This is a genomic window from Paenarthrobacter aromaticivorans (genome assembly GCF_019038615.1).
In the GTDB taxonomy this organism is placed as follows: domain Bacteria; phylum Actinomycetota; class Actinomycetes; order Actinomycetales; family Micrococcaceae; genus Arthrobacter; species Arthrobacter aromaticivorans.
Genome location: NZ_JAHOPC010000018.1, coordinates 50,938 through 71,586, shown reverse-complemented (window position 1 = coordinate 71,586; position 20,649 = coordinate 50,938). Strand labels below are relative to the sequence as shown.

Sequence of the window (20,649 nt, the reverse complement as noted above, 5' to 3'; positions counted from 1 at the left end):
CGGCAGGAACTGATAGAGGAACCGCGCCAAACCGGCAGGATGTGAGAGAACGACGTACTAGGCTGGGACGGTGACCCGATTGATCCTTGCCTCGCAATCCCCTGCCCGCACCAAGTTGCTGAAGGAAGCGGGAATCCAGCACGATGTCCTGGTCTCGGACGTGGACGAGGACGCGGTGCAGGCGCACTACGGCGTGACGGACGCACATGACACGGCGCTGCTCCTGGCCCGGGCAAAGGCTGAAGCCGTCGCCGCACTCCCCGAAGCCGAGGGTGCCCTGGTGATCGGCTGCGATTCGGTCTTCGAGTTCGACGGCGAATCCCACGGCAAGCCCTACACGGCGGAGGTCGCCCGCGAGCGGATGCTGCGCATGAGCGGATCCAAGGGAGTGCTCCATACGGGTCACTGGCTGGTGGATTGCCGGGACACCGCCGCCGACGTGGACGAGGACGAGGATGCGCCCGCAGATGGAACGGGAGCGACAGTGGGCTCCGTGTCCAGTGCCGAGGTTCACTTCGTCGAGATGACCACAAACGACATCGACGCCTACATTGCCACCGGAGAACCTCTGCACTGCGCGGGCTCGTTCACCATCGATGGCTTGGGCGGCGCGTTTATCCGCAAGGTGGACGGTGACCCGCACGCCGTCGTCGGTCTTTCCATCTCTACCCTGCGCGAACTGCTGGTCCACGCGAACGTTGGCATCACCGAGCTGTGGGACGCGCACCAGTAGAAGGGATTTGTAGCAACCCTACAAAGGAACATCTCCTCACACACGGAATCCCCCATCAATATGGGCGGAACCCTCACAATCACGCTAGGCTCCTCAAGGACAGAAGGAGTCAACAACTTGTCAGCTAACCCGGCGCAGCCCATTTCCAGCCCTCTCACCAAGGTCTTGATTGCCAACCGCGGCGAAATCGCGGTCCGCATCATCCGAGCCGCCCGGGACGAAGGCATCGCCTCCGTAGCCGTCTACGCAGACCCGGACCGTGACGCCCTGCACGTCCGCCTCGCCGACGAAGCGTATGCCCTTGGCGGCAACACCGCAGCCGAGTCATACCTCGTCATGGACAAGATCATCGACGTCGCCAAGCAGGCCGGCGCTGATGGGATCCACCCCGGCTACGGTTTCCTCGCCGAAAACGCAGAGTTCGCTGCCAAAGTGATCGACGCCGGCATCACCTGGATCGGCCCCTCCCCCGAGGCGATCTCTGCCTTGGGCGACAAAGTCCAGGCGCGCCACATCGCCGAAAAGGTGGGCGCCCCGTTGGTTCCCGGCACCGCCGACCCCGTCAAGGACGCGGACGAGATCCTGAAGTTCGCCGAGGAATTCGGCCTGCCCATCGCCATTAAGGCTGCTTTCGGCGGTGGCGGACGCGGCATCAAGGTTGCCCGCACCATGGAAGAGATCCCTGAGCTCTTCGAATCGGCGGTCCGTGAAGCCACCGCATCGTTTGGCCGCGGCGAGTGCTTCATCGAGCGCTTCCTGGACGCCCCGCGCCACGTCGAGACTCAGTGCCTGGCGGATGCTTACGGCAACGTTGTGGTTGTCTCCACCCGCGACTGCTCACTGCAACGCCGCAACCAGAAACTCGTCGAGGAAGCCCCGGCTCCCTACCTGAGCGAGGAGCAGAACAAGCGGCTCTACGAGTCTTCCAAGGCAATCCTGAAGGAAGCCAACTACCTCGGCGCCGGTACTTGCGAGTTCCTGGTGGGCCAGGACGGCACCATCTCCTTCCTCGAGGTCAACACCCGTCTCCAGGTGGAGCACTGCGTTTCCGAGGAAGTCACGGGCATCGACCTCGTCCGCGAACAGTTCCGTATTGCGCGCGGCGAAGCTCTTGGCTACGAGGACCCCGAGGTCCGCGGCCACTCGTTCGAGTTCCGCATCACCGGAGAAGACCCGGGCCGCAATTTCATGCCGGCACCCGGCACGGTCAGCACGTTGAAGAACCCCACGGGCCCGGGCATCCGCGTGGACTCCGGCATTGAGCAGGGCGACGTCATCAGCGGAAACTTCGACTCCATGCTGTCCAAGCTGGTCGTCACCGGCGCCACCCGCGAGCAAGCCCTCCAGCGCTCGCGCCGTGCGCTTGAGGAGATGGTGGTGGAAGGCATCCCCACCGTCATCCCCTTCGACCTCGCCGTTGTCACGGACCCCGCCTTCGCCCCGGTGGAGGGACCGTTCAGCGTCCACACCCGCTGGATCGAAACCGAGTTCGTCAATAACATCCCCGCTTGGACGGCCAGCGGCGCGGGTACGGAAACTCCCGACGCCGGTGAGCGCCAGCGCGTCGTCGTCGAGGTTGGAGGCAAGCGGCTTGAGGTCGTTCTGCCGTCCGGTTTGGGCGCAAGCGTCGCCGCTGTTTCCAGCGGCTCGGGCACCAAGTCCGGCAAGTCCAAGAAGCGTTCCCGTTCGGCAGGGGCCGCAGCCGCTGCCGCCGGTGGAGATGCACTGACCTCGCCGATGCAGGGCACCATCGTCAAGGTGGCAGCTGCCGATGGCGATATCGTGGCCGAGGGCGATCTGATCGTGGTCCTGGAAGCCATGAAGATGGAGCAGCCATTGACCGCACACAAGTCCGGCACGGTTCGCGGCTTGGCAGCCACGGCCGGTGAGACGGTGGCTGCCGGCGCTGTCATCGCCACGATCGAGGACTAAGAACCAAACTTAACGACGTCGGCTCCGCACCTTCTGGTGCGGAGCCGACGTCGTTAAGGGCTGCTTAGGCTACGTTGTTCTCGTAGTCCGTGTCCTTGGTCTCGCGCGTCAGCCAGAGAGCGATGAACGTGACCACAGCAGCGACGGCCATATAAACGCCCACCAGCCAGGTGCTTCCGTTCGCTGCCGACCACAGGGCGATAGCCACGAACGATGCCGGGGCCGCTCCGATCATGGAAGACAGGTTGTAGGCCACAGCCGAGCCAGTGTAGCGGACGTTCGCCGGGAAGAGCTCCGGCAGGATGGCGGCCATGGGACCAAAGGTCAGGCCCATGAGGGTAAAGCCCACAATCAGGCCGACCATCGCAGCCGCCTGGCCCGGTCCAAACATGGTGAACCACAGCGCACCGAAGACGAAGATGCCGGCGGTGACGCCCAGCAGGAACTTGCGGCGGCCCCACTTCTCGGCCAAAGGTCCGGAAACCACGGTGAAGATACCGAAGAAGACGACGCCAACGATTAGCATCCACAGGAAGTCGGACCGGGTGATGCCCAAGCCGGGAACAAACGCCGCAACTTGGTCTGCCGTCATCGGTTTGCCTGCCTTTTCAGCGGCTGCCTGGGCGCCGGCCAAGGTGGGCTTGGTGCCGTAGGACAAGGTGAACGTGGTCATGATGTAGAAGAGCACGTACGTGGCGAACATGATGAACGTACCGGCCACCACGGGGCGCCAGTGGCTCTTGAGGGTGGCAGCGAGGGGCAGCTTCTGGACCTTCTCCTGTTCGATCACCTTGGTGAAGGAGATGCTCTCCACCAGCTTCAGGCGAACGTAAAGACCCACAATGACCAGGACCGCACTCAGGATGAACGGAACGCGCCAACCCCAGGCAAGGAACTCTTCGGCGCTCAGTGCCACGTTCATCCAGATGAAGATCACGTTGGCGATGATGAAGCCAATAGGCGCACCCAATTGCGGGAACGTCCCGTAGATGGCGCGCTTACCCTCCGGTGCGTTCTCGGTGGCCAGCAAGGCTGCGCCGGACCATTCACCACCCAGGGCCAGGCCCTGGAAGAAGCGCAGGATAACCAACATGATGGGGGCCAGGATCGCCCATCCCTGCATGGAGGCCGTAGGCAGGAGTCCGATCAGGAACGTTGCAATACCCATGGTCAACAGCGAGGCAACTAGGGTGCCCTTGCGGCCGATCTTGTCACCAAAGTGGCCGAAGACGACGGCGCCGATGGGACGCGCGAAGAAGGCAACACCGAAGATGGCGAACGCACTGAGCAGCGCATTGATGTCTGTGGCATCGGGGAAGAAGAGTTTGGGGAAGACGAGCACTGACGCAGTGGCATAGGCGTAGAAGTCGTAGAACTCGATCGTCGTGCCGATCAGGCTGGCGAAGATCACTTTGCCCCGCGAGTTCACTGGCTTGGTGGACTCGCCTTCCTTGGACGTGGCAGTCGAAGACATGTAGTAGCAGCTTTCGTTCACACCGGCCGATGCCCCTCGGAGCCTGCCCGGCGAAGGATTATTCGAGAGTTCAATAATAGTTCCCGCAGTCCATTGACTGGACAACTAAGTCCACAATGCGGACCAGTCGAAAAGTCTCACTCTGTGGTCCGGGCCACATTACCTCACCATTGCCTCACGCACTGGTGACCCCGCCGATAGGGAAATGTCACAGCACGTTTACAAAGGGCGACGGTCCGCGAAACGCGTGAAACCTACCTTGGAAGAACAACGTCCCCCACCAAGGAGGCACTCCGTGACTGTTGACCGCACTGCAGAAGAACTGGTCCCCACCCAGTCCACTGCCACCGCCGTTCCCACCCTTGAACACCGCCCCGGCCGCTGGATCGCCAACTGGGATGCCGAGGACAAGGGCCAGTGGGAAGCCGAAGGCCGGTCCATCGCCAAGCGCAATCTGTACTGGTCGATCTTCGCCGAATTCCTCGGCTTTGTCGTATGGCAGCTCTGGTCGATCGTCGTCGTCCAGCTCCCCGCAGCAGGTTTCAAGTTCGACACCAACCAGATCTTCTGGCTCATCTCCATCCCCAGCCTCGTAGGCGCCACGCTGCGAATCCCCTACACCTTCATGGTGCCGAAGTTCGGTGGCCGCAACTGGACGATCGTTTCGGCACTCCTCCTCCTGATTCCCGCCAGCGGCCTGGCGATCTGTGTTTCCAATCCGGAAACGCCGTTCGGCGTCATGCTCCTGGTTGCAGCCCTCGCTGGCTTCGGCGGAGGTAACTTCGCCAGCTCGATGGCCAACATCACCTTCTTCTACCCTGCCCGCGAAAAGGGCTGGGCACTGGGTCTGAACGCCGCGGGCGGAAACCTTGGTGCCGCCGTCGCGCAGTTGATTGTCCCCATTGCCATCACCCTGCTCGCAGCTGGAACCGTGAACCTGCCCATGGCTGGCATCATCTGGATCCCGCTGATCCTGATCGCCGCTTTCGGTGCGTGGAAGTACATGAACAACCTCACCAGCGCCAAGGGTGACGTAGCTGGATCCGTGGCCGCACTCAAAGAACCGCACCTGTGGGTCATGGCATTCCTTTACATCGGAACGTTCGGCTCCTTCATCGGCTTCGCCGGTGTGTTCCCGAAGCTGATCAAGGACTACTTCCCGGACTTCTCCTCCATTCACCTGGGCGCAGTGGCCTTGTCCCTGGCCTTCCTCGGCCCGCTGGTCGGTTCTCTTGCACGTCCCTACGGTGGCCGCATGGCAGACCGCATGGGCGGCGCCCGCATGACCATTACGTCCTTCGCCTCGATGGCCGTCATCACGTTGATCATGATTTGGACACTCCCGCTGAAGAACTTCTGGCTCTTCCTGAGCCTGTTCCTGTTGCTCTTCGTGGCCAGTGGATTCGGTAACGGTGCTACCTACCGGATGATCCCGGTGATCTTCGCGACGTCCAGCCGCGCAGCCCGCTCGGGTGCCAGCAGTGCGGCCACCGCTCGGCTGGCAGCCTCGTCATTGGGCCTGATCTCCGCGATCGGTGCCTACGGCGGATTCGTGATCCCCCAGGTGCTCAACGCATCGAATACAGCAAGCGGCTCCTACACCCCGGCGTTCTACGGATTCGTTGGAGCCTACGTCCTGATGCTCGCCGTCTGCTGGCTCTGCTACATCCGCCCCGCCCAGAAGCGCAACACGATCGGACACATCTAGATGCCCAACGGCGCCGATACCCACTGCCCCTACTGCGCGCTCCAGTGCGCCATGACGCTGACCCCGGCTGCTTCGGCCGCCGGGGCAGCGCCCGCGACCTCGTCCGACGCAGCACCGGCAAGCCCTGCCACACCCGCATTGCCCGGTGAAGGTGCCGTGCCCCTGGAAGTTTCAGGGCGCGACTTCCCCACCAACCGGGGCGGACTGTGCCGCAAAGGCTGGACATCGGCGTCGTTGTTGCGTCACAACGGCCGCGTCACCGAACCGATGCTCAAAGGATCCGATGGCGTCCATCAGCCGATCTCCTGGGACCAGGCGCTCATGCTGGTCACCGCGGCTGTGAAGGACACCCAGAAGCAGTTCGGAAACGACGCCGTCGGAGTTTTCGGTGGCGGCGGCCTCACCAACGAGAAGGCGTACACGCTGGGCAAGTTCGCCCGACTGGCCCTACGCACCTCACGCATCGATTACAACGGCCGCTTCTGCATGTCTTCGGCGGCAGCGGCAGGCAATCGCGCCTTCGGCGTGGACCGTGGCCTCCCCTTCCCCGTCACGGACCTGGACTCCGCGTCCGTAATCCTCATGCTCGGTTCCAACGTGGCCGAGACCATGCCGCCGTTCGTACAGCACCTTCAGGGCGCCCGCGACGCCGGTGGGCTGATCGTCGTGGACCCCCGCCGTTCGGCGACGGCAGCGTTCACGGGCGACGGCGGCGGCATCCATTTGCAGCCAACGCCCGGTACGGATTTGGCCCTCCTTTTGGGCATCAGCCACGTTGTGGTCCACGAAGGCCTGGCCGATACAAGCTATATCGAGGCAAACACCAAGGGCTATGCCGCCGTGGTTCGCAGCCTCAACGCCTTCTGGCCCGAGCGCGTCCAGTCCATCACCGGCGTCCCGGCCACCCTCATCCGTGAGACGGCCCGACGCTTGGCCCAGGGCGCCCGCAGTGGCGGCAGCTACATCCTCAGCGGCCGTGGAGTGGAACAGCACGTAGATGGTACTGACACCGCAACCGCGGCCATCAACCTCAGCCTGCTACTTGGCCTGCCGGGCTCGGCCCGCAGCGGCTACGGCACGCTGACCGGCCAGGGCAACGGCCAGGGCGGCCGCGAGCACGGCCAGAAGGCCGATCAGCTTCCCGGCTACCGCAAAATCACCGACCCCGCCGCGCGCGCCCACATCGCCAAGGTCTGGGGTGTGGACGAGTCGCTGATCCCGGGAGCCGGCCTTCCCGCCGTCGAACTCCTCAAGTCGCTTGGAAAGCCCGACGGCGTCCGTTGCCTCTTCGTCCACGGCGCCAATGTGGTGGTTTCGGCGCCGGACACCAACGCGGTGACCCAGGGACTCCGCAGCCTGGACTTCCTGGTGGTCTGCGACTTCTTCATGTCCGAGACCGCGGTCGAGGCCGACCTCGTACTGCCCGTGACGCAGTGGGCCGAGGAAGAAGGGACGCTGACCAACCTTGAAGGACGCGTCATCCGACGCCGCAAGGCACTTACCCCTCCCCCGGGTGTCCGCACCGAACTGTGGCTGATGGCTCGGCTTGCCGAAATGCTCGAGGCGCCCTCCATGTTCAGTGATGATCCCGAGACAGTGTTTGAAGAACTCAGGCTTGCCTCCGCCGGTGGGCTGGCTGACTACTCCGGCATCGATTACGCGATGCTGGATCGTGGCGAAGCTGCCTACTGGCCATACCCCGTGGGCAGCCAGGGAACACCGCGCCTCTTCGCCGACGGATTCGCCCATGCTGATGGCCGGGCCCTAATGGTCCCGGTCACCCCTTCCAAGCGGGCGGTGCGTTCGTTTGCGGACGACTCACTGGCACTGGCCACTGGGCGCCTGCTGGAGCACTACCAGTCCGGTGCCCAGACGCGCCGCGTGAGCGAACTGTTGGGGTCCCAGCCGCAGGCGAAGCTTCTGATCCACCCTGGAACGGCTGCAGCCCGTGGCATTGCCGACGGCGACTACGCAACAGTGACCAACCAGCGCGGTGAGGTTCTCTGCCGGGCGGAACTTAGCAACTCGGTCCGCCCGGACACTGTGTTCCTCCCGTTCCACTTCCCGGGCCAGGAAAACGCCAACCGCCTCACTGAGGCGGTCACCGATCCCATCTCCGGCATGCCGGAGTTCAAGACCAGCCGGGTATGGGTCCGGCGGGCAGCGTCCACCACAGTGTCAGCGGCTCCAGTCGCCGTGCCTGCCGGATCCGGGCTGCCCCTGCACGCCAAGGAGGCATCATGAGCGAGCGCATTGTTGTTGTTGGATTCGGCCCGGTTGCTGCGCGGCTTGTGGACGAACTGCTTCCCGCGGTCCGCACAGGACTCGTGCAACTGCTGGTGGTTGGACAGGAAGCTGAAGCCGCATACAACCGCGTCATGGTTGCAGAACTTGGCGTCGGACGGACAACCCCTGAAGCTTTGGCCATGGCTGATGCTGCTGAACTGGAGGCCGACGGCGTTGACGTGCGGTTGGGTGTCAAGGTCAAGAGGATTGACCGCGCTCGCCAGCACGTGGTCCTCTCCGACGGCACCAACGAACACTACGACCGCTTGGTGTTTGCCACCGGTTCCCGGCCCGTCATTCCCAACCTCACCGGTTTGAACCCTGATCCGGCGAGCCCCGTTCTTCCAGCCGGTGTCACTGCCCTGCGTGATCTCCGGGATGCCGCGGTACTCCGTGAAGCTGTCGCCGGCGGTAAGCGCGTGGTGGTCCTGGGTGGTGGCGTGCTTGGCCTCGAAACCGCCCTCGCCGCCGCGGAGGAAGGTGCCCAGGCAACGGTGGTCCACAACGGCCCGTTCCCTTTGGGGCGCAGCATTGACCGCGGCAGCGGATCCGTCCTGACGAGCAGCCTCCGTGCTGGCGGCGTCCGGATGGCCGGCAACGCGAGGTCTACTGGCGTGGAAACCGCTGGCCCCGGCGGAAGTTTCTCCGCTCTGCTCCTGGAGGACGGCTCAGCGATCGACGGCGATCTGCTGGTCCTCTCCTGTGGAGTCCGGCCCCGTATCGAGTTGGCCGAGGGCTGTGGGCTCCCGGTTGGCGCGGGGATCCTGGTGGACCACCACCTCAGGACTTACCACGAGCCGCACATGTTCGCGATTGGCGATTGTGCCGAGGTCCGCTGCCCTGACGCTTCCTGCCTTGATTGCCGGACGGCCACCGGCCCCTCCGGCTTGGTAGGCCCGGGCTGGCGTCAGGCCGAGTGGCTGGCTGAGTATTTGGTGGTCCTGGCACAAGACGGCCAGGAAGCCGCGGATGCGTTGGAAGCCCTGCCCACGGAAAAGCCCGGCGTCGTGGTTCTGAAAGCACGGGGCATCAACCTGGCCCTTGCAGGCGATAACCAGGCCGATCCGTGGGACGAAGAGCTTCTGGAAGCCGGGGCCGCTTCTGGCCGGGCACGCCGCCAGATCTCCCAGTGGGCCGATCCCGAGCACGGCCGCTACGTCAAGATGACCACCCGCGGCGGGGTGCTGGAGGGTTTGGTGGCCGTGGGCATGCCCCGGACTGCCGCTGAACTGGTGGTCCTTTTCGAACGTTCCTCAGAACTGCCCGCGGACCGTTCCCTGCTGCTTCGCCTGGACGGCCCGGACCAGTTGGATTCCGGTGCCACCAGCAACGATCCCCAGCGCACAGTGTGCCGGTGTGCCGGCGTCAGCGCCGCCAGCATCGAGGATTCCGTGCTGGAAGGTTGCAGCACTGTTGGCGAGGTCTCCAAGGCCACCCGCGCTGGCACGGGCTGCGGCGGATGCCACGAGGACATCAAGGGGCTCATCGAAAAGCACTTCCAGGCGACTGCTGCCTAGGGTAGCTCGCTCAGTTCGCGGGAAAGCTGCGGGATCGTGGGAAGTTTCCCTGCGTGCTCGCAGGCTTCCCGCGAATTCGTTGCTGGGGCTTGCCTGTTCCCACGAACTCGCACGCCTAGACTTTCGGGGTGAACATCACTGAACCCGCTCCGGGAATCCACTTCGTCCAAGGACCCGCATCCAACTGGGTCATTGTCCGCGATGCCCCTCCGTCCCCGGATGAGCGGGGCTACTTACTGATCGACGGCGGGTACCCGGCGGACAGGGACCTGGTACTGGAATCCATCCGCCAAATTGGACTCGAGCCAGCTGATGCCAAAGCCATGCTCATCACCCACGGCCATGTGGACCACACAGGCTCCGCAGCCTATTTCTCCAGGACGTTCGGCACGCCCATTCTGTGTTCCCCTGAGGAACTCGCCCACGTGCAGGGCAAGGAGAAGCACCAGGTTACGTTCGGTCAGGTGATTATCCGGGCGTGGCGGCCACGTGTTTTCCGCTGGCTCCTCCATGTCATCAAGGCAAAGGCCCTCCAAGCCGAACCGGCAACACGGGCCGAGGCATGGACTCCGGAGAGGCTCCAGAGCCTGCCTGGCCAGCCGGAAGCCATCCTCTTGCCTGGGCATACTCCCGGCAATGCGGCGATCCTGATCCCCGGTGCGCAGACCATTGCCGTAGGAGACACGTTTGCCAGTGACCATCCGATCAGCACACAATCCGGCCCGCAGATGCTGCACCGGATGTACCACTCGGATCCGGAGACCGCCCTCGCAGCGGCACGCTCACTGAGCACCATCCAGGCCAACGTGATCCTGCCCGGCCACGGTCCCGCGTTGCACATGTCCCTCGCTGAAGCCGTCGCCGCGCTGCGCACCTAGGAACGCGAAAGCGCCCGTTTCGGTGGCTCGCTGCGCGTTAGACGGTTCCAACCATCTAGCACGCAGCCAGCCGTCGAAACGGGCGCCACAGGAGCAATGAGCTTACATGTGTACGTGCAGCCGGCGTGCTGCCTCCGAGATGGACCCAGTCAGCGACGGGTACACGGTGAAAGCACTGGCCACGTCATCAACGTGCAGCTTCTGGGTGACGGCCACGGAGATCGGGAAGATGAGCTCCGAAGCGTTCGGCCCCACCACCACGCCGCCAATCACGGTGCCGGATCCCTTCCGGGCGATGATCTTGACGAAGCCATCCTTGGTGTTGCGCATCTTGGCGCGGGCATTGCTGAGCAGCGAGAGCATCACGACGTCGCCCTGGTACTTGCCAGAGGCGAGATCGGCCTCGGAAACGCCCACCGAGGCGATTTCCGGGGAGGTGAAGATATTCGAGGCTACCTGGTTGAGCTTGAGCGGCTTCACGCCGTCACCCATGAAGTGTGCAACCGCGATCCTGCCCTGCATGGCGGCTACGGACGCCAACGCGAACACGCCCGTGCAGTCGCCGGCAGCGTAGATGTTGGGGGCGGTGGTGCGCGAAACGCCATCCACTTTGATGTGGCCGGACTCCGTCAAGGTCACTCCGGCTTCCTCAAGGCCGATTCCGGCGGTGTTGGGGATGGAACCAACGCACACCAGGCAGTGTGAGCCCGTGACCACCGATCCATCGCCCAAGGTGACCTTCACGCCGTCGTCGGTCCGCTCAACTGCGTTGGCGCGCGAGCGGGACAACACGTGCACGCCGCGGCGCTCGAACACGCCTTCCAGCAGTTTGGCAGCGTCCGTGTCTTCACCGGGGAGAACCTGGTCACGGCTGGAAATCAGTGTGACCTTGGAGCCGAGGCCGTTGTAGGCGGAGGCGAACTCGGCGCCGGTGACACCGGAGCCCACCACGATCAGTTCCTCGGGCAGCTCGTCCAGGTTGTAGATCTGGGCCCAGTTAAGGATGCGTTCGCCGTCGGGCTTGGCAGTGGGAAGTTCGCGCGGGTGTGCGCCCACCGCCAGCAGGATGGCATCGGCGTCGATGGTGCGGACGCCTTCAAGGGTCAGCACCTCAATCGTGTTGTTGTCCAGCAATTTGCCGGAACCGATCACGATCTCCACACCGAGGCGCTCCAGCCCGGCGCGGATGTCGTGGGACTGTCCACGGGCCAGATCCAGGACGCGGTTGTTGATGTGCTTCAGATCGGCGCGGGGCTTGGAGCCGCCACCGTCACCGTCGAATTTGACGCCCAGCTCGTCCGCCTCAGCGACGCGGGTCATGAGGTCGGCGGTGGCAATAAGGGTTTTGGAAGGCACGACGTCGGTCAGCACGGCGGAGCCGCCAAGGCCTGCCCGCTCGATGATGGTGACTTTTGCGCCGAGGGAAGCGGCCACCATGGCGGCTTCATATCCTCCGGGACCACCTCCCAGAATCGCGATACGGGGGGAACTGAAGTCAACTTGGGTGGTCACAATCCTCAATTCTCGCTCATTGCACCTCAGGCTGCCAGTCAGCCCAGCCTCACCCCCGGAGCGTCGTGCGCGTCCCTACCAAATTGCCGCGCACGCAAGGTAGCTTGTACCAGTGAGTAACACTGAGCTGATGAACACAGATCCTTTCGAAGCTGCCCGGGCCGCCGCGGACTTCATTGCCGCCGAGACTGGCGTTGAGTCCCACGATGTGGCGCTGGTGCTCGGTTCCGGCTGGGCCGAAGCTGCCGACCTCATTGGTGAAACCACTGCCACCTTGAATGCCTCAGAGGTTCCCGGTTTCCACCAACCTTCCGTCGTGGGCCATGTGGGAACCATCCGCTCCGTCCTGACGAAGGAAGGCAAACGCGCCCTGGTCCTGGGAGCCAGGACGCACTACTACGAAGGCAAGGGTGTCCGCTCAGTCGTCCACGGCGTTCGCACGGCCGCAGCTGCGGGTTGCAAGACGCTGGTCCTCACCAATGGCTGCGGTGGCCTCAATGAGGAGTGGACCCCGGGCACACCTGTGCTCATCAGCGACCACATCAACCTGACGGCCACGTCCCCGCTTGAGGGCGCCACGTTCGTGGACCTCACGGACCTCTACTCCTCACGTGTCCGCCAACTGGCCCGCGAGGTGGATCCGTCGCTGCAGGAAGGTGTCTACGCCCAGTTCAGTGGTCCCCACTACGAGACGCCCGCCGAGGTCCAGTACGCCAAGCGCATCGGCGCTGACCTCGTGGGGATGTCCACGGCGTTGGAAGCCATCGCCGGACGACATGCAGGAATGGAGGTCTTCGGCATCTCGTTGGTCACCAACCTTGCCGCGGGAATCAGCCCGGTTCCGCTGAGCCACGCCGAGGTCCTCGAGGCCGGCCAAGCCGCAGGCAAGCGAATCTCCACTCTGCTGGCGGAGATCATCGCCAAGCTCTAAAGGCCTGCTAGCCCTTTACCGGCCCTTGCGTCGGAATCGTTGGACCAACGCTGACCACTACCCCGTTGCTGGACACGCCGTCCGCTGTGGCCGTGATGGTCACCTGACCTTGCACGGGGCCTCCCCGCACCAACCCATTGCTGACAGAGGCGATGATCGGGCGGCTTGACGCCCAAGTAATGACCGGCTTCCCGGGTTTGCCGTCGCTATACGTGACAGTTGCGGTCAGTTGGACGCTAGAGCCCGGTTCCAATGCATGCGGACCAGCAGGACTCACGACGACGGCAATCACCGCATGCTCCACGGCCACCTTCGATTGCGCTTTCCATTCCTCGCCATCGGCGTCCACGTGCTTGGCTTCGATGAGCACTTGCCCCAGGCCCTGCGCGGTCACGAGCCCGGAGGCGGAGATTGTTGCGACCTTGGGGTTGCCCGTTGACCAGGTCACGCTGGATTCGGGTTTGGTGGTCCCGTCCGTGTACGAGGCGATTGCCGTCAATTGGTGCGTCTGCCCTTGCTTGATCGTGAGTTCGGCGGGCTCAATCGCCAAGCCGGAGAACTTGGCCGACGGTGCCGTGTTGACGGTGATGCGGGCGGTGGCTTCGAACCCATCCTGGGAGGCGGAGATGATGGCCGTGCCCGGAGCTGCAGCGGTGACCAGGCCGTCGCCGTCCACGGTCGCTATGCCTGGATCACGGGACCCCCATATAGCTGTGACGTTGAGCCTCCCCAGAGACCCATCGCTGTACGTTCCCTCGGCGAGGAGCTGTATCTTGCCTCCGGGGTCGGCCTCCGCATCGCCCGGAGTGATGCGCAGGGCCTTCAGCAAGGCCGTTCCCGGCGTGGTGACCGTGAGCTCGAAGCGTCCGGAGACGCCGTCGACCGTTGCTGTCAGGCCGGCGACGCCCGGCGCAACCGCTGTCGCCTTGCCGTCTGCGCTGATTCCGGCCACCGCAAGGTTGTCCGAGGCCCACTCAACGCCGTCTTGCAGCGGACTGTGTGAGCCATCGCTGTAGGTAGCTTCCGCGGACAATTGAAGGATGGCCTCGGGGTGGAGCGAGCTCGCCGGAGCGCTCACGGCGATGGATTCCAGCACTGCCGGTTGCCTGTCGAGAAGCACGCGCAGAGCCACCAGCCCGGCCGTCACGAGCCCGGCGGCCACGATCACCACCACCCAGGCTCGAACCAGCCTTCGCCGGATAGTGGACATTCCTTCGCCCAAGGCACGGTCCAGGTCGGCCGGGTTGGTCTTCGCATGAAGCGCAGCCTCGGACAACAACCGCTCCCGCAGCGCGTCCCTCACGGCCGGCCTTCTTCCAACGCCAGGCGATTGGTTTTCTCTTCGGCGGCCGCCAATGATTTGCCGACCTCCAGGGCCGGACGATCAGTCATCCCGGCAATCTCGCCAACGGTCAGGTTTGCGAAGACATGAAGCACGACGGCGACCCGCTCGTCGTACGACAACCTCGCCAATGGACTCTTGCCGTTCTTTGTCTTGGGTCCCTTGGTCCCCTTCGTCTTGCCTTCACGGCTCTGCAGCCAGTGTTCGTGTTTCTTCAGGAGTTCCACGAACACGCACAGCGTGTAGACACGCAGCTGGGGCGTCACTGGCCCCTTCCACGCGTTCGTCGACTGGGACCACGCCGCCTCCAGCAAGCTGCGTGCAGTTTCCGCGTTGTCGCAGAGCAAGTGGGCACAGTACTCCATGTCCCCCTTCTGCCGTTCGAAGACGCTGCGGAGCTCGTCCTCGCGGTCTTTGAGTGCAGGCGCCAGCTTGATGCTGGGGGAAGCTCCCAGCTCGATTTCCCGGATAGCGGGCATGAGGACGGCCACGGCGAAGGTCAGCAGGCCTGCACCAATGGGAAGGGCGGACAAAAGATCCGGAACCAACCAGCCCGCCACGATCGCTGCCACAGCCAGGACCGCGAGCACGAGGCGCAATGGAGTCAGGGAGGACCGCCAACGGCGCTTTGGTAACTCACACATGCAGCACCAGCTCACAACAGGCGGGGTCCGGTTCGCAGGGGTGCTCCGGAATCGCTACCACATTTTACGTCCACCGATTGGACTTTTAGAAGGAGTTTCCCGCCGAGCACTGCCGCGTAGGCCAGGAATGGTAGAGCGTCAAGTCAAACGGAGCCCACGTAAACGCACAGTGAATTCTCAGAATAAGTCAGTTTTATTTCGAAACATTTGATCCAGCGGCCAGGCTGTGGCACGCGCGCGCAATGGAAATGTAAACGCTTGCACACATATGTCTGACAAGTGCTTTTGCGTCCGTGAAATGTTGTTTGATTTGGGCCTCACACGTGTTTAGCGTGGGAGTCGTTCCGGTAAGTCGACGTACTGGAACCGCCGCGGCGAGAACCCCATAAGGGACCGCCGCACCTCGAAACGATGGCGTCCCTCGAAGACGCCTTCAGCGGATCGATGGACGCCGGAGTTGATAAGCACTCCACGAAGTCCAACACTCCGCGAGAAGAGCAAGCATGAACACGCACTCAACCCCAACACGGCCGCGCCGCCGTCTGCGACAGGCAGCAGCCCTCGCAGCCGCAGCCAGCGTTGCCGGCAGCATCCTGCTGGTGACCCCGGCCGCCCAGGCCAACCTGCCGGCCGACCCGCCGTCGAGCACCATGCCGGCCCCCACCCCCGGCTTCCCGCTCCCCAGCCTCCACACGCAGGAGGCGTACGACCCGGCGGCCGACTTTACGTCCAAATGGACCCGCGCCGACGCGAAGCAGATCATGGCACAAAGCAACACCAACGTTGCTCCGGGCCAGAACTCCATGAGCCCCGACGTCACCATGCCGGAAATCCCCAAGGATTTCCCCGCCATGAACGACGACGTCTGGGTGTGGGACACCTGGTCCCTGACGGACGAGAACGCGAACCAGATCAGCTACAAAGGCTGGGACGTCATCTTCTCCCTGGTTGCTGACCGGCACGCAGGCTACGGCTTCGACCAGCGCCACTGGAACGCCCGGATCGGGTACTTCTTCCGCAAGACCAACGCTGATCCTGCAAAGGACAAGTGGAACTACGGCGGACACCTGTTCCTGGACAACACGTCCATCGGCAACACGGAATGGTCCGGCTCCACGCGCCTCATGCAGGGCAACAAGGTCAACGTCTTCTACACGGCCACCACGTTCTACGACGTCGCTGAGCGCAATGCAGGCGGCGGCGGAATTGCCCCGGATGCTGTCATTGCCAAGGCCCTGGGCAACATCCACGCCAACCAGGACGGCGTGACCTTCGATGGCTTCGAGCACACCAAGCTCCTTGAGCCGGACGGAAAGCTGTACCAGAACAAGGCCCAGAACCCGGGCTTCGCGTTCCGTGACCCGTACACCTTCGCGGACCCGGCCCACCCGGGCAAGACCTTCATGGTCTTCGAAGGCAACACCGGCGGCACCCGCGGTGACTACAAGTGCAAGCAGGAAGACCTCGGCTACCGCCCGGGCGATCCCCACGCCGAAACCTTGGACCAGGTCAACACCACCACCGGCGCCTGGTACCAGACCGCGAATGTTGGCCTGGCAGTGGCCGACAACAAGGACCTGACCAAGTGGAGCTTCCTGCCCCCGATCCTGTCCGCGAACTGCGTCAACGACCAAACTGAGCGTCCGCAGATCTTCATCCAGAACGAAAACGGCAAGAACAAGTACTACCTGTTCACCATCAGCCACCAGTTCACCTACGCGGATGGCATGCGCGGCCCGGACGGCGTCTACGGCTTCGTGGGCAACGGCGTTCGTTCCGACTTCCAGCCGGTGAACAACAGCGGCCTGGCCCTGGGCTCCCCCACGGACCTGAACATGCCGGCCAACGCGCCGGAGGGTCCGGACCCGCGCCAGAATGGTCGCCAGTTCCAGGCTTACTCGCACTACGTACAGCCTGGCGGCCTCGTGCAGTCGTTCATCGACAACGTGGACGGCGTCCGCGGCGGCTCCCTGTCCCCCACCGTGAAGATGAACTTCCAGGGTGGCGTGACGCAGGTTGACCGCACCTTCGGCAAGAACGGCCTCGGCCCGTTCGGCTACCTGCCCACCAACCTCCGTGTTGGCGGCGAAGGCCTCTACAAGTAGGCCGCACCACCCTCGGCCGTAAGGCCACGGCAGGGGTGCAGGCTCCACAAGGGCCGGCACCCCTGCCAACCCCCAACCCCAGGATTTCTCCCCATGACTTACCCCAATCCCCGCCTTTCCCGCCGTCACCTGCTGGCCGCAAGTGCCGCCGTCGTGGTCGCTTTTTCCGCTGCCGCTTGCACTGCTCCAGCACCGGAAAGCCCGACGCCGGCCCCCGCCCCGGGCGGGCACCGGCCATCCGCTTCAGATCCGTGGCGGCCCGCAGTCCACCTGACGGCTGAAAAGAACTGGCTCAACGACCCCAACGGCCTCGTCTACCATGACGGGACCTACCACGCTTTCTACCAGTACAACCCTCGCGGGAACTCATGGGGCAACATGTCCTGGGGCCACTCCACCAGCAAGGACCTGGTGCACTGGGAACAGCAGCCTGTTGCCATGGAGGCGAGCCCGCAGGAGGAAATCTTCTCCGGCTCGATCGTGATGGATAAGAACAACGCCTCGGGACTGGGGACTGCGCAGAACCCACCCATGGTGGCCCTCTACACCAGTGCATATGGAAAGAACGGCGCGCTCCCCCAAGGTTCCCAGGCCCAGTCCGTCGCTTTCAGCGTGGACAACGGAAGCACCTGGCAGAAGTACAAGGGCAACCCCGTCCTGAACCTGGCGCCTACCAACAACAACTTCCGCGACCCCAAGATCACGTGGTACGAGCCCGGCCGGTACTGGGTGATGACCACGGTGGTGGCGGACGCGCAGGTAGTGAAGATGTTCAAATCCACGGATCTTCTCCACTGGGACTTCCTCAGTGATTTCTCCGGGGTCGGTGCCCAAGGCGGACTCTGGGAGGTGCCGGAACTCGTCCAGATGGACGTAGAGGACTCCACCGCGAAGAAGTGGGTCATGCTGCTGAGCATCAACCCCGGCGGCATCGCAGGTGGCTCAGGCATGCAGTACTTCGTCGGCGAATTCGATGGCACCCGCTTCACGGCCGAAAACGCCGCGCCCGCCGACGCTCCGCTCACCGAATCCCAGTGGCTGGACCATGGCGCCGACTACTACGCGGCAAACTCCATCTCCGGAGCGCCCGGCGGCAAACCCGTGCTCCTTGGCTGGATGGGCAATTGGGACTACGCCCAACACGTTCCCACTACGCCGTGGCGCGGCTCCATGGCTATCCCCCGCGAACTCACCCTGGTCCGGGGCCAGAAACGGCTCGAACTGCGGTCAGCAATTGCCGGCGTGGCGCGGGAAGCTCTTGAACGCTCAAGTGAGGTGAAGAGCAAAAACCTCACCGTCGGGCCGGAGGCACAGGATCTTGGCGCCGATTTTGCCAGCCGTACGCAGCTCATTGAACTGGAAATGGACCTTACCTCTGCGCGGGAAGCAGGAATTCTTCTTCGTCGCTCCGCTGACGGTAGCGCTAGCCTGCGTATCTCCTACAACAAGGAAAAGCGCACCGTAAGGGTTGACCGTTCCAAGGCCGGCACCAGCAACTTCTCCGAGAAATTCAGTCCCTACCACGAGGTTGCCCTGCCCTCCTCCGGCAGCGACGGCAAGGTTCGCCTGCGCATCCTCCTGGATTCCTCGTCCGTGGAGGTCTTCGCCCAGGATGGGGCGGCGGTTATTTCGGACACCTTCTTCCCGGACTGGGACAACACGGGATCTTCTGTGTTCAGCATGGATGGGAACACGGACTTCACCGTCCAATCCCGCGCGCTCTAAAGCAACGCGGGGTCAGATACGGCCCATTACGACAGGATTTATGGGCCGTATCTGACCCCGCGTTGCCTTTGACGTGGGCAATGAGGATAGTTTTGTCCCTATGACATCAAGCGATGCCGCCCTCAACCAGCTGCTCACCGACGCCCGCGAATGGGCTTCCCACGATCCGGACCCCACGACGTCGGCCGCTCTCCTTGAGCTCACCGACCTCGCCAGCGGCGGTGACGCAGGAGCAGTCCAGGAACTGGGCGACAGCTTCAATGGCACCCTGCAGTTTGGCACCGCCGGCCTTCGAGCTGCCCTCGGGCCAGGTCCCAACCGGATGAACAGGGTGGTGGTGCGGCGGGCAGCGGCTGGCTTGGCTGCGTTCCTGACCGAAGTGGTGGCCGCAGCTGCGCCGGGTACCCGGCCGCGCGCCGTCGTCGGCTTTGACGCCCGGTATAACTCGGACATTTTCGCGGAAGAGACGGCTGCCATCTTCACTGCGGCCGGGATTGAAACCTTCCTGATGCCGGCAGCGCTCCCGACGCCGTTGCTCGCCTATGCGGTCAGGGCGCTGGATTGCGACGGCGGCGTGATGGTCACCGCGAGCCACAATCCCCCGCAGGACAACGGCTACAAGGTCTATCTTGGCCGGCACGCCGTGACAGAGAGCGGCAGGGGCTCCCAGATCGTGGCCCCGTACGATGCCCAGATTGCGGAAAAGATTGAGGCCGTGGGCACGCTGGAGTCGATCGAGCTGGCCGCGGCTGGCTGGACAGTACTGCCAGGCTCAATCGCCGCGGACTACCAGGCGGCAATGGCGGGACTCGTGGACGCAGAGCACTTCCCCGCCCGCGATCTGAAGATCGTCCTCACCCCCATGCATGGTGTGGGCGGTGAAACAGCCGTATCCGTGCTGAACGCTGCTGGCTTCACGGACGTCACCCTCGTCGCCGAGCAGGCCGAACCTGACCCGGACTTCCCCACTGTCGCATTTCCCAACCCGGAAGAGCCAGGCGCCTTGGACCTGGCCCTTGCGGCCGCGGCGGACCTGGATGCAGACATCGTCCTGGCCAACGATCCCGACGCCGATCGGGCGGCAGTTGCTGCGGTTGACCCCGCAACCGGAGACTGGCGGATGCTGCGCGGGGACGAAGTTGGTGCGCTCCTGGGCGCGCATATCGTTGCGCGTATGACCGCCGGTGCCGGCGAAGAACCCCGGGCAGGCGTCTTCGCCAACTCAATCGTGTCATCACGGCTGTTGTCACGCATTGCCGCTGCCGCGGGCTATTCCCATGAGGAAACACTCACTGGCTTCAAGTGGATTTCGCGCGTCCCGGGACTCACCTATGGGTACGAGGAAGCGCTGGGCTATTGCGTGGCGCCGGATCTGGTCCGGGACAAGGACGGCATCTCGGCGGCGGTGCTGATCGCGGAATTGGCGGCAACCGCAAAGGCCGACGGCAAGACGATTTTCGACACCCTGGATGAGCTGTACCTGGTGCACGGGCTTCATGCGAGTGACCAGTTGAGCATCCGTGTGGCGGACCTGGGGCTCCTGGACGCCATGATGAACCGGTTGCGGGTCAACCCGCCGGAAGCGTTTGGAGGCTCCGGCGTCGAGGTTTTTACCGATCTTGCCGAAGGCAGTGAAGCTTTGCCGCCCACGGACGGGCTTTTGTACCTCACACGGGACCAGAGCCGCGTGATCATCCGGCCCAGCGGCACGGAACCAAAGCTCAAGTGCTACCTGGAGGTCATCCAGGCGGTAGAGTCGGCGGCCGAGCTTCCCGCTGCACGCCAAGCAGCGCGGACATCCCTGGACGATGTCCTTGGGGATGTCCGCGAAGCGTTGGGCTTGTAGCCGCCGGAGTCTGGAG

Annotated in this window: 14 protein-coding genes; 10 read left to right on the top strand and 4 right to left on the bottom strand. The window is 63.9% G+C overall.

The features are described 5' to 3' along the window. Positions 1–70: 70 nt before the first annotated feature. Both KSW38_RS21185 and KSW38_RS21180 read left to right on the top strand, forming a co-directional pair. A complete protein-coding gene (locus KSW38_RS21185) occupies positions 71–733 on the top strand; it encodes a Maf family protein (protein WP_216926930.1) in 663 nt (220 codons plus the stop codon). Between the two features lie 60 nt (positions 734–793). Beyond that, positions 794–2,665, top strand: a complete 1,872-nt coding sequence (locus KSW38_RS21180) for an acetyl/propionyl/methylcrotonyl-CoA carboxylase subunit alpha (RefSeq protein WP_223948448.1) — start codon at positions 794–796, stop codon at positions 2,663–2,665. A 64-nt stretch (positions 2,666–2,729) separates the two neighbouring features. Here KSW38_RS21180 and KSW38_RS21175 read toward each other — a convergent pair whose 3' ends face one another. Next, positions 2,730–4,139, bottom strand: a complete 1,410-nt coding sequence (locus tag KSW38_RS21175; protein ID WP_216926928.1) for an MFS transporter — start codon at positions 4,137–4,139, stop codon at positions 2,730–2,732. A gap of 295 nt (positions 4,140–4,434) precedes the next feature. Between KSW38_RS21175 and KSW38_RS21170 the strand changes: the two genes are divergently transcribed. The 4 genes from KSW38_RS21170 to KSW38_RS21155 all read left to right on the top strand — a co-directional run bounded on the left by KSW38_RS21170 (position 4,435) and on the right by KSW38_RS21155 (position 10,528). Beyond that, positions 4,435–5,847, top strand: a complete 1,413-nt coding sequence (locus tag KSW38_RS21170; RefSeq protein ID WP_216926927.1) for an MFS transporter — start codon at positions 4,435–4,437, stop codon at positions 5,845–5,847. After that, positions 5,848–8,091, top strand: a complete 2,244-nt coding sequence (locus KSW38_RS21165; protein WP_216926926.1) for a molybdopterin oxidoreductase family protein — start codon at positions 5,848–5,850, stop codon at positions 8,089–8,091. After that, positions 8,088–9,650 (top strand): FAD-dependent oxidoreductase, encoded by a 1,563-nt coding sequence (locus tag KSW38_RS21160; protein WP_216926925.1) that lies wholly within the window; start codon positions 8,088–8,090, stop codon positions 9,648–9,650. The genes KSW38_RS21165 and KSW38_RS21160 overlap by 4 nt, the downstream gene beginning before the upstream one ends. Positions 9,651–9,778: 128 nt before the next feature. Further along, entirely contained in the window at positions 9,779–10,528 is a 750-nt protein-coding gene (locus tag KSW38_RS21155) for an MBL fold metallo-hydrolase (RefSeq protein WP_216926924.1), read from the top strand. 102 nt (positions 10,529–10,630) lie between these two features. Here the strand turns inward: KSW38_RS21155 and KSW38_RS21150 are convergent, their stop codons facing one another. Continuing rightward, positions 10,631–12,040: an NAD(P)H-quinone dehydrogenase gene (locus tag KSW38_RS21150; RefSeq protein ID WP_216926923.1), complete on the bottom strand. Its 1,410-nt coding sequence runs from the start codon at positions 12,038–12,040 to the stop codon at positions 10,631–10,633. A gap of 130 nt (positions 12,041–12,170) precedes the next feature. Between KSW38_RS21150 and KSW38_RS21145 the strand changes: the two genes are divergently transcribed. Continuing rightward, positions 12,171–12,971: a purine-nucleoside phosphorylase gene (locus KSW38_RS21145; protein ID WP_224091904.1), complete on the top strand. Its 801-nt coding sequence runs from the start codon at positions 12,171–12,173 to the stop codon at positions 12,969–12,971. Positions 12,972–12,978: 7 nt separating this feature from the next. On the opposite strand, the gene KSW38_RS21140 is transcribed toward KSW38_RS21145, so the two are convergent. Both KSW38_RS21140 and KSW38_RS21135 read right to left on the bottom strand, forming a co-directional pair. Next, positions 12,979–14,274 carry an Ig-like domain-containing protein gene (locus KSW38_RS21140; RefSeq protein ID WP_216926921.1) on the bottom strand — a complete coding sequence of 432 codons (1,296 nt, stop codon included), beginning with the start codon at positions 14,272–14,274 and terminating at the stop codon, positions 12,979–12,981. After that, positions 14,271–14,957: a hypothetical protein gene (locus KSW38_RS21135; protein WP_216926920.1), complete on the bottom strand. Its 687-nt coding sequence runs from the start codon at positions 14,955–14,957 to the stop codon at positions 14,271–14,273. The genes KSW38_RS21140 and KSW38_RS21135 overlap by 4 nt, the downstream gene beginning before the upstream one ends. Positions 14,958–15,460: 503 nt before the next feature. Between KSW38_RS21135 and KSW38_RS21130 the strand changes: the two genes are divergently transcribed. The 3 genes from KSW38_RS21130 (at position 15,461) to KSW38_RS21120 (ending at position 20,633) form a co-directional block, all read left to right on the top strand. Beyond that, the gene (locus KSW38_RS21130) at positions 15,461–17,062 is read left to right on the top strand and encodes a glycoside hydrolase family 68 protein (RefSeq protein ID WP_216926919.1); all 1,602 of its coding nucleotides are present in this window, start codon (positions 15,461–15,463) and stop codon (positions 17,060–17,062) included. 93 nt (positions 17,063–17,155) lie between these two features. Beyond that, positions 17,156–18,787: a glycoside hydrolase family 32 protein gene (locus tag KSW38_RS21125; RefSeq protein ID WP_216926918.1), complete on the top strand. Its 1,632-nt coding sequence runs from the start codon at positions 17,156–17,158 to the stop codon at positions 18,785–18,787. Positions 18,788–18,887: 100 nt separating this feature from the next. After that, positions 18,888–20,633 (top strand): phospho-sugar mutase, encoded by a 1,746-nt coding sequence (locus KSW38_RS21120; protein ID WP_216926917.1) that lies wholly within the window; start codon positions 18,888–18,890, stop codon positions 20,631–20,633. The last annotated feature ends 16 nt before the right edge of the window (positions 20,634–20,649 follow it).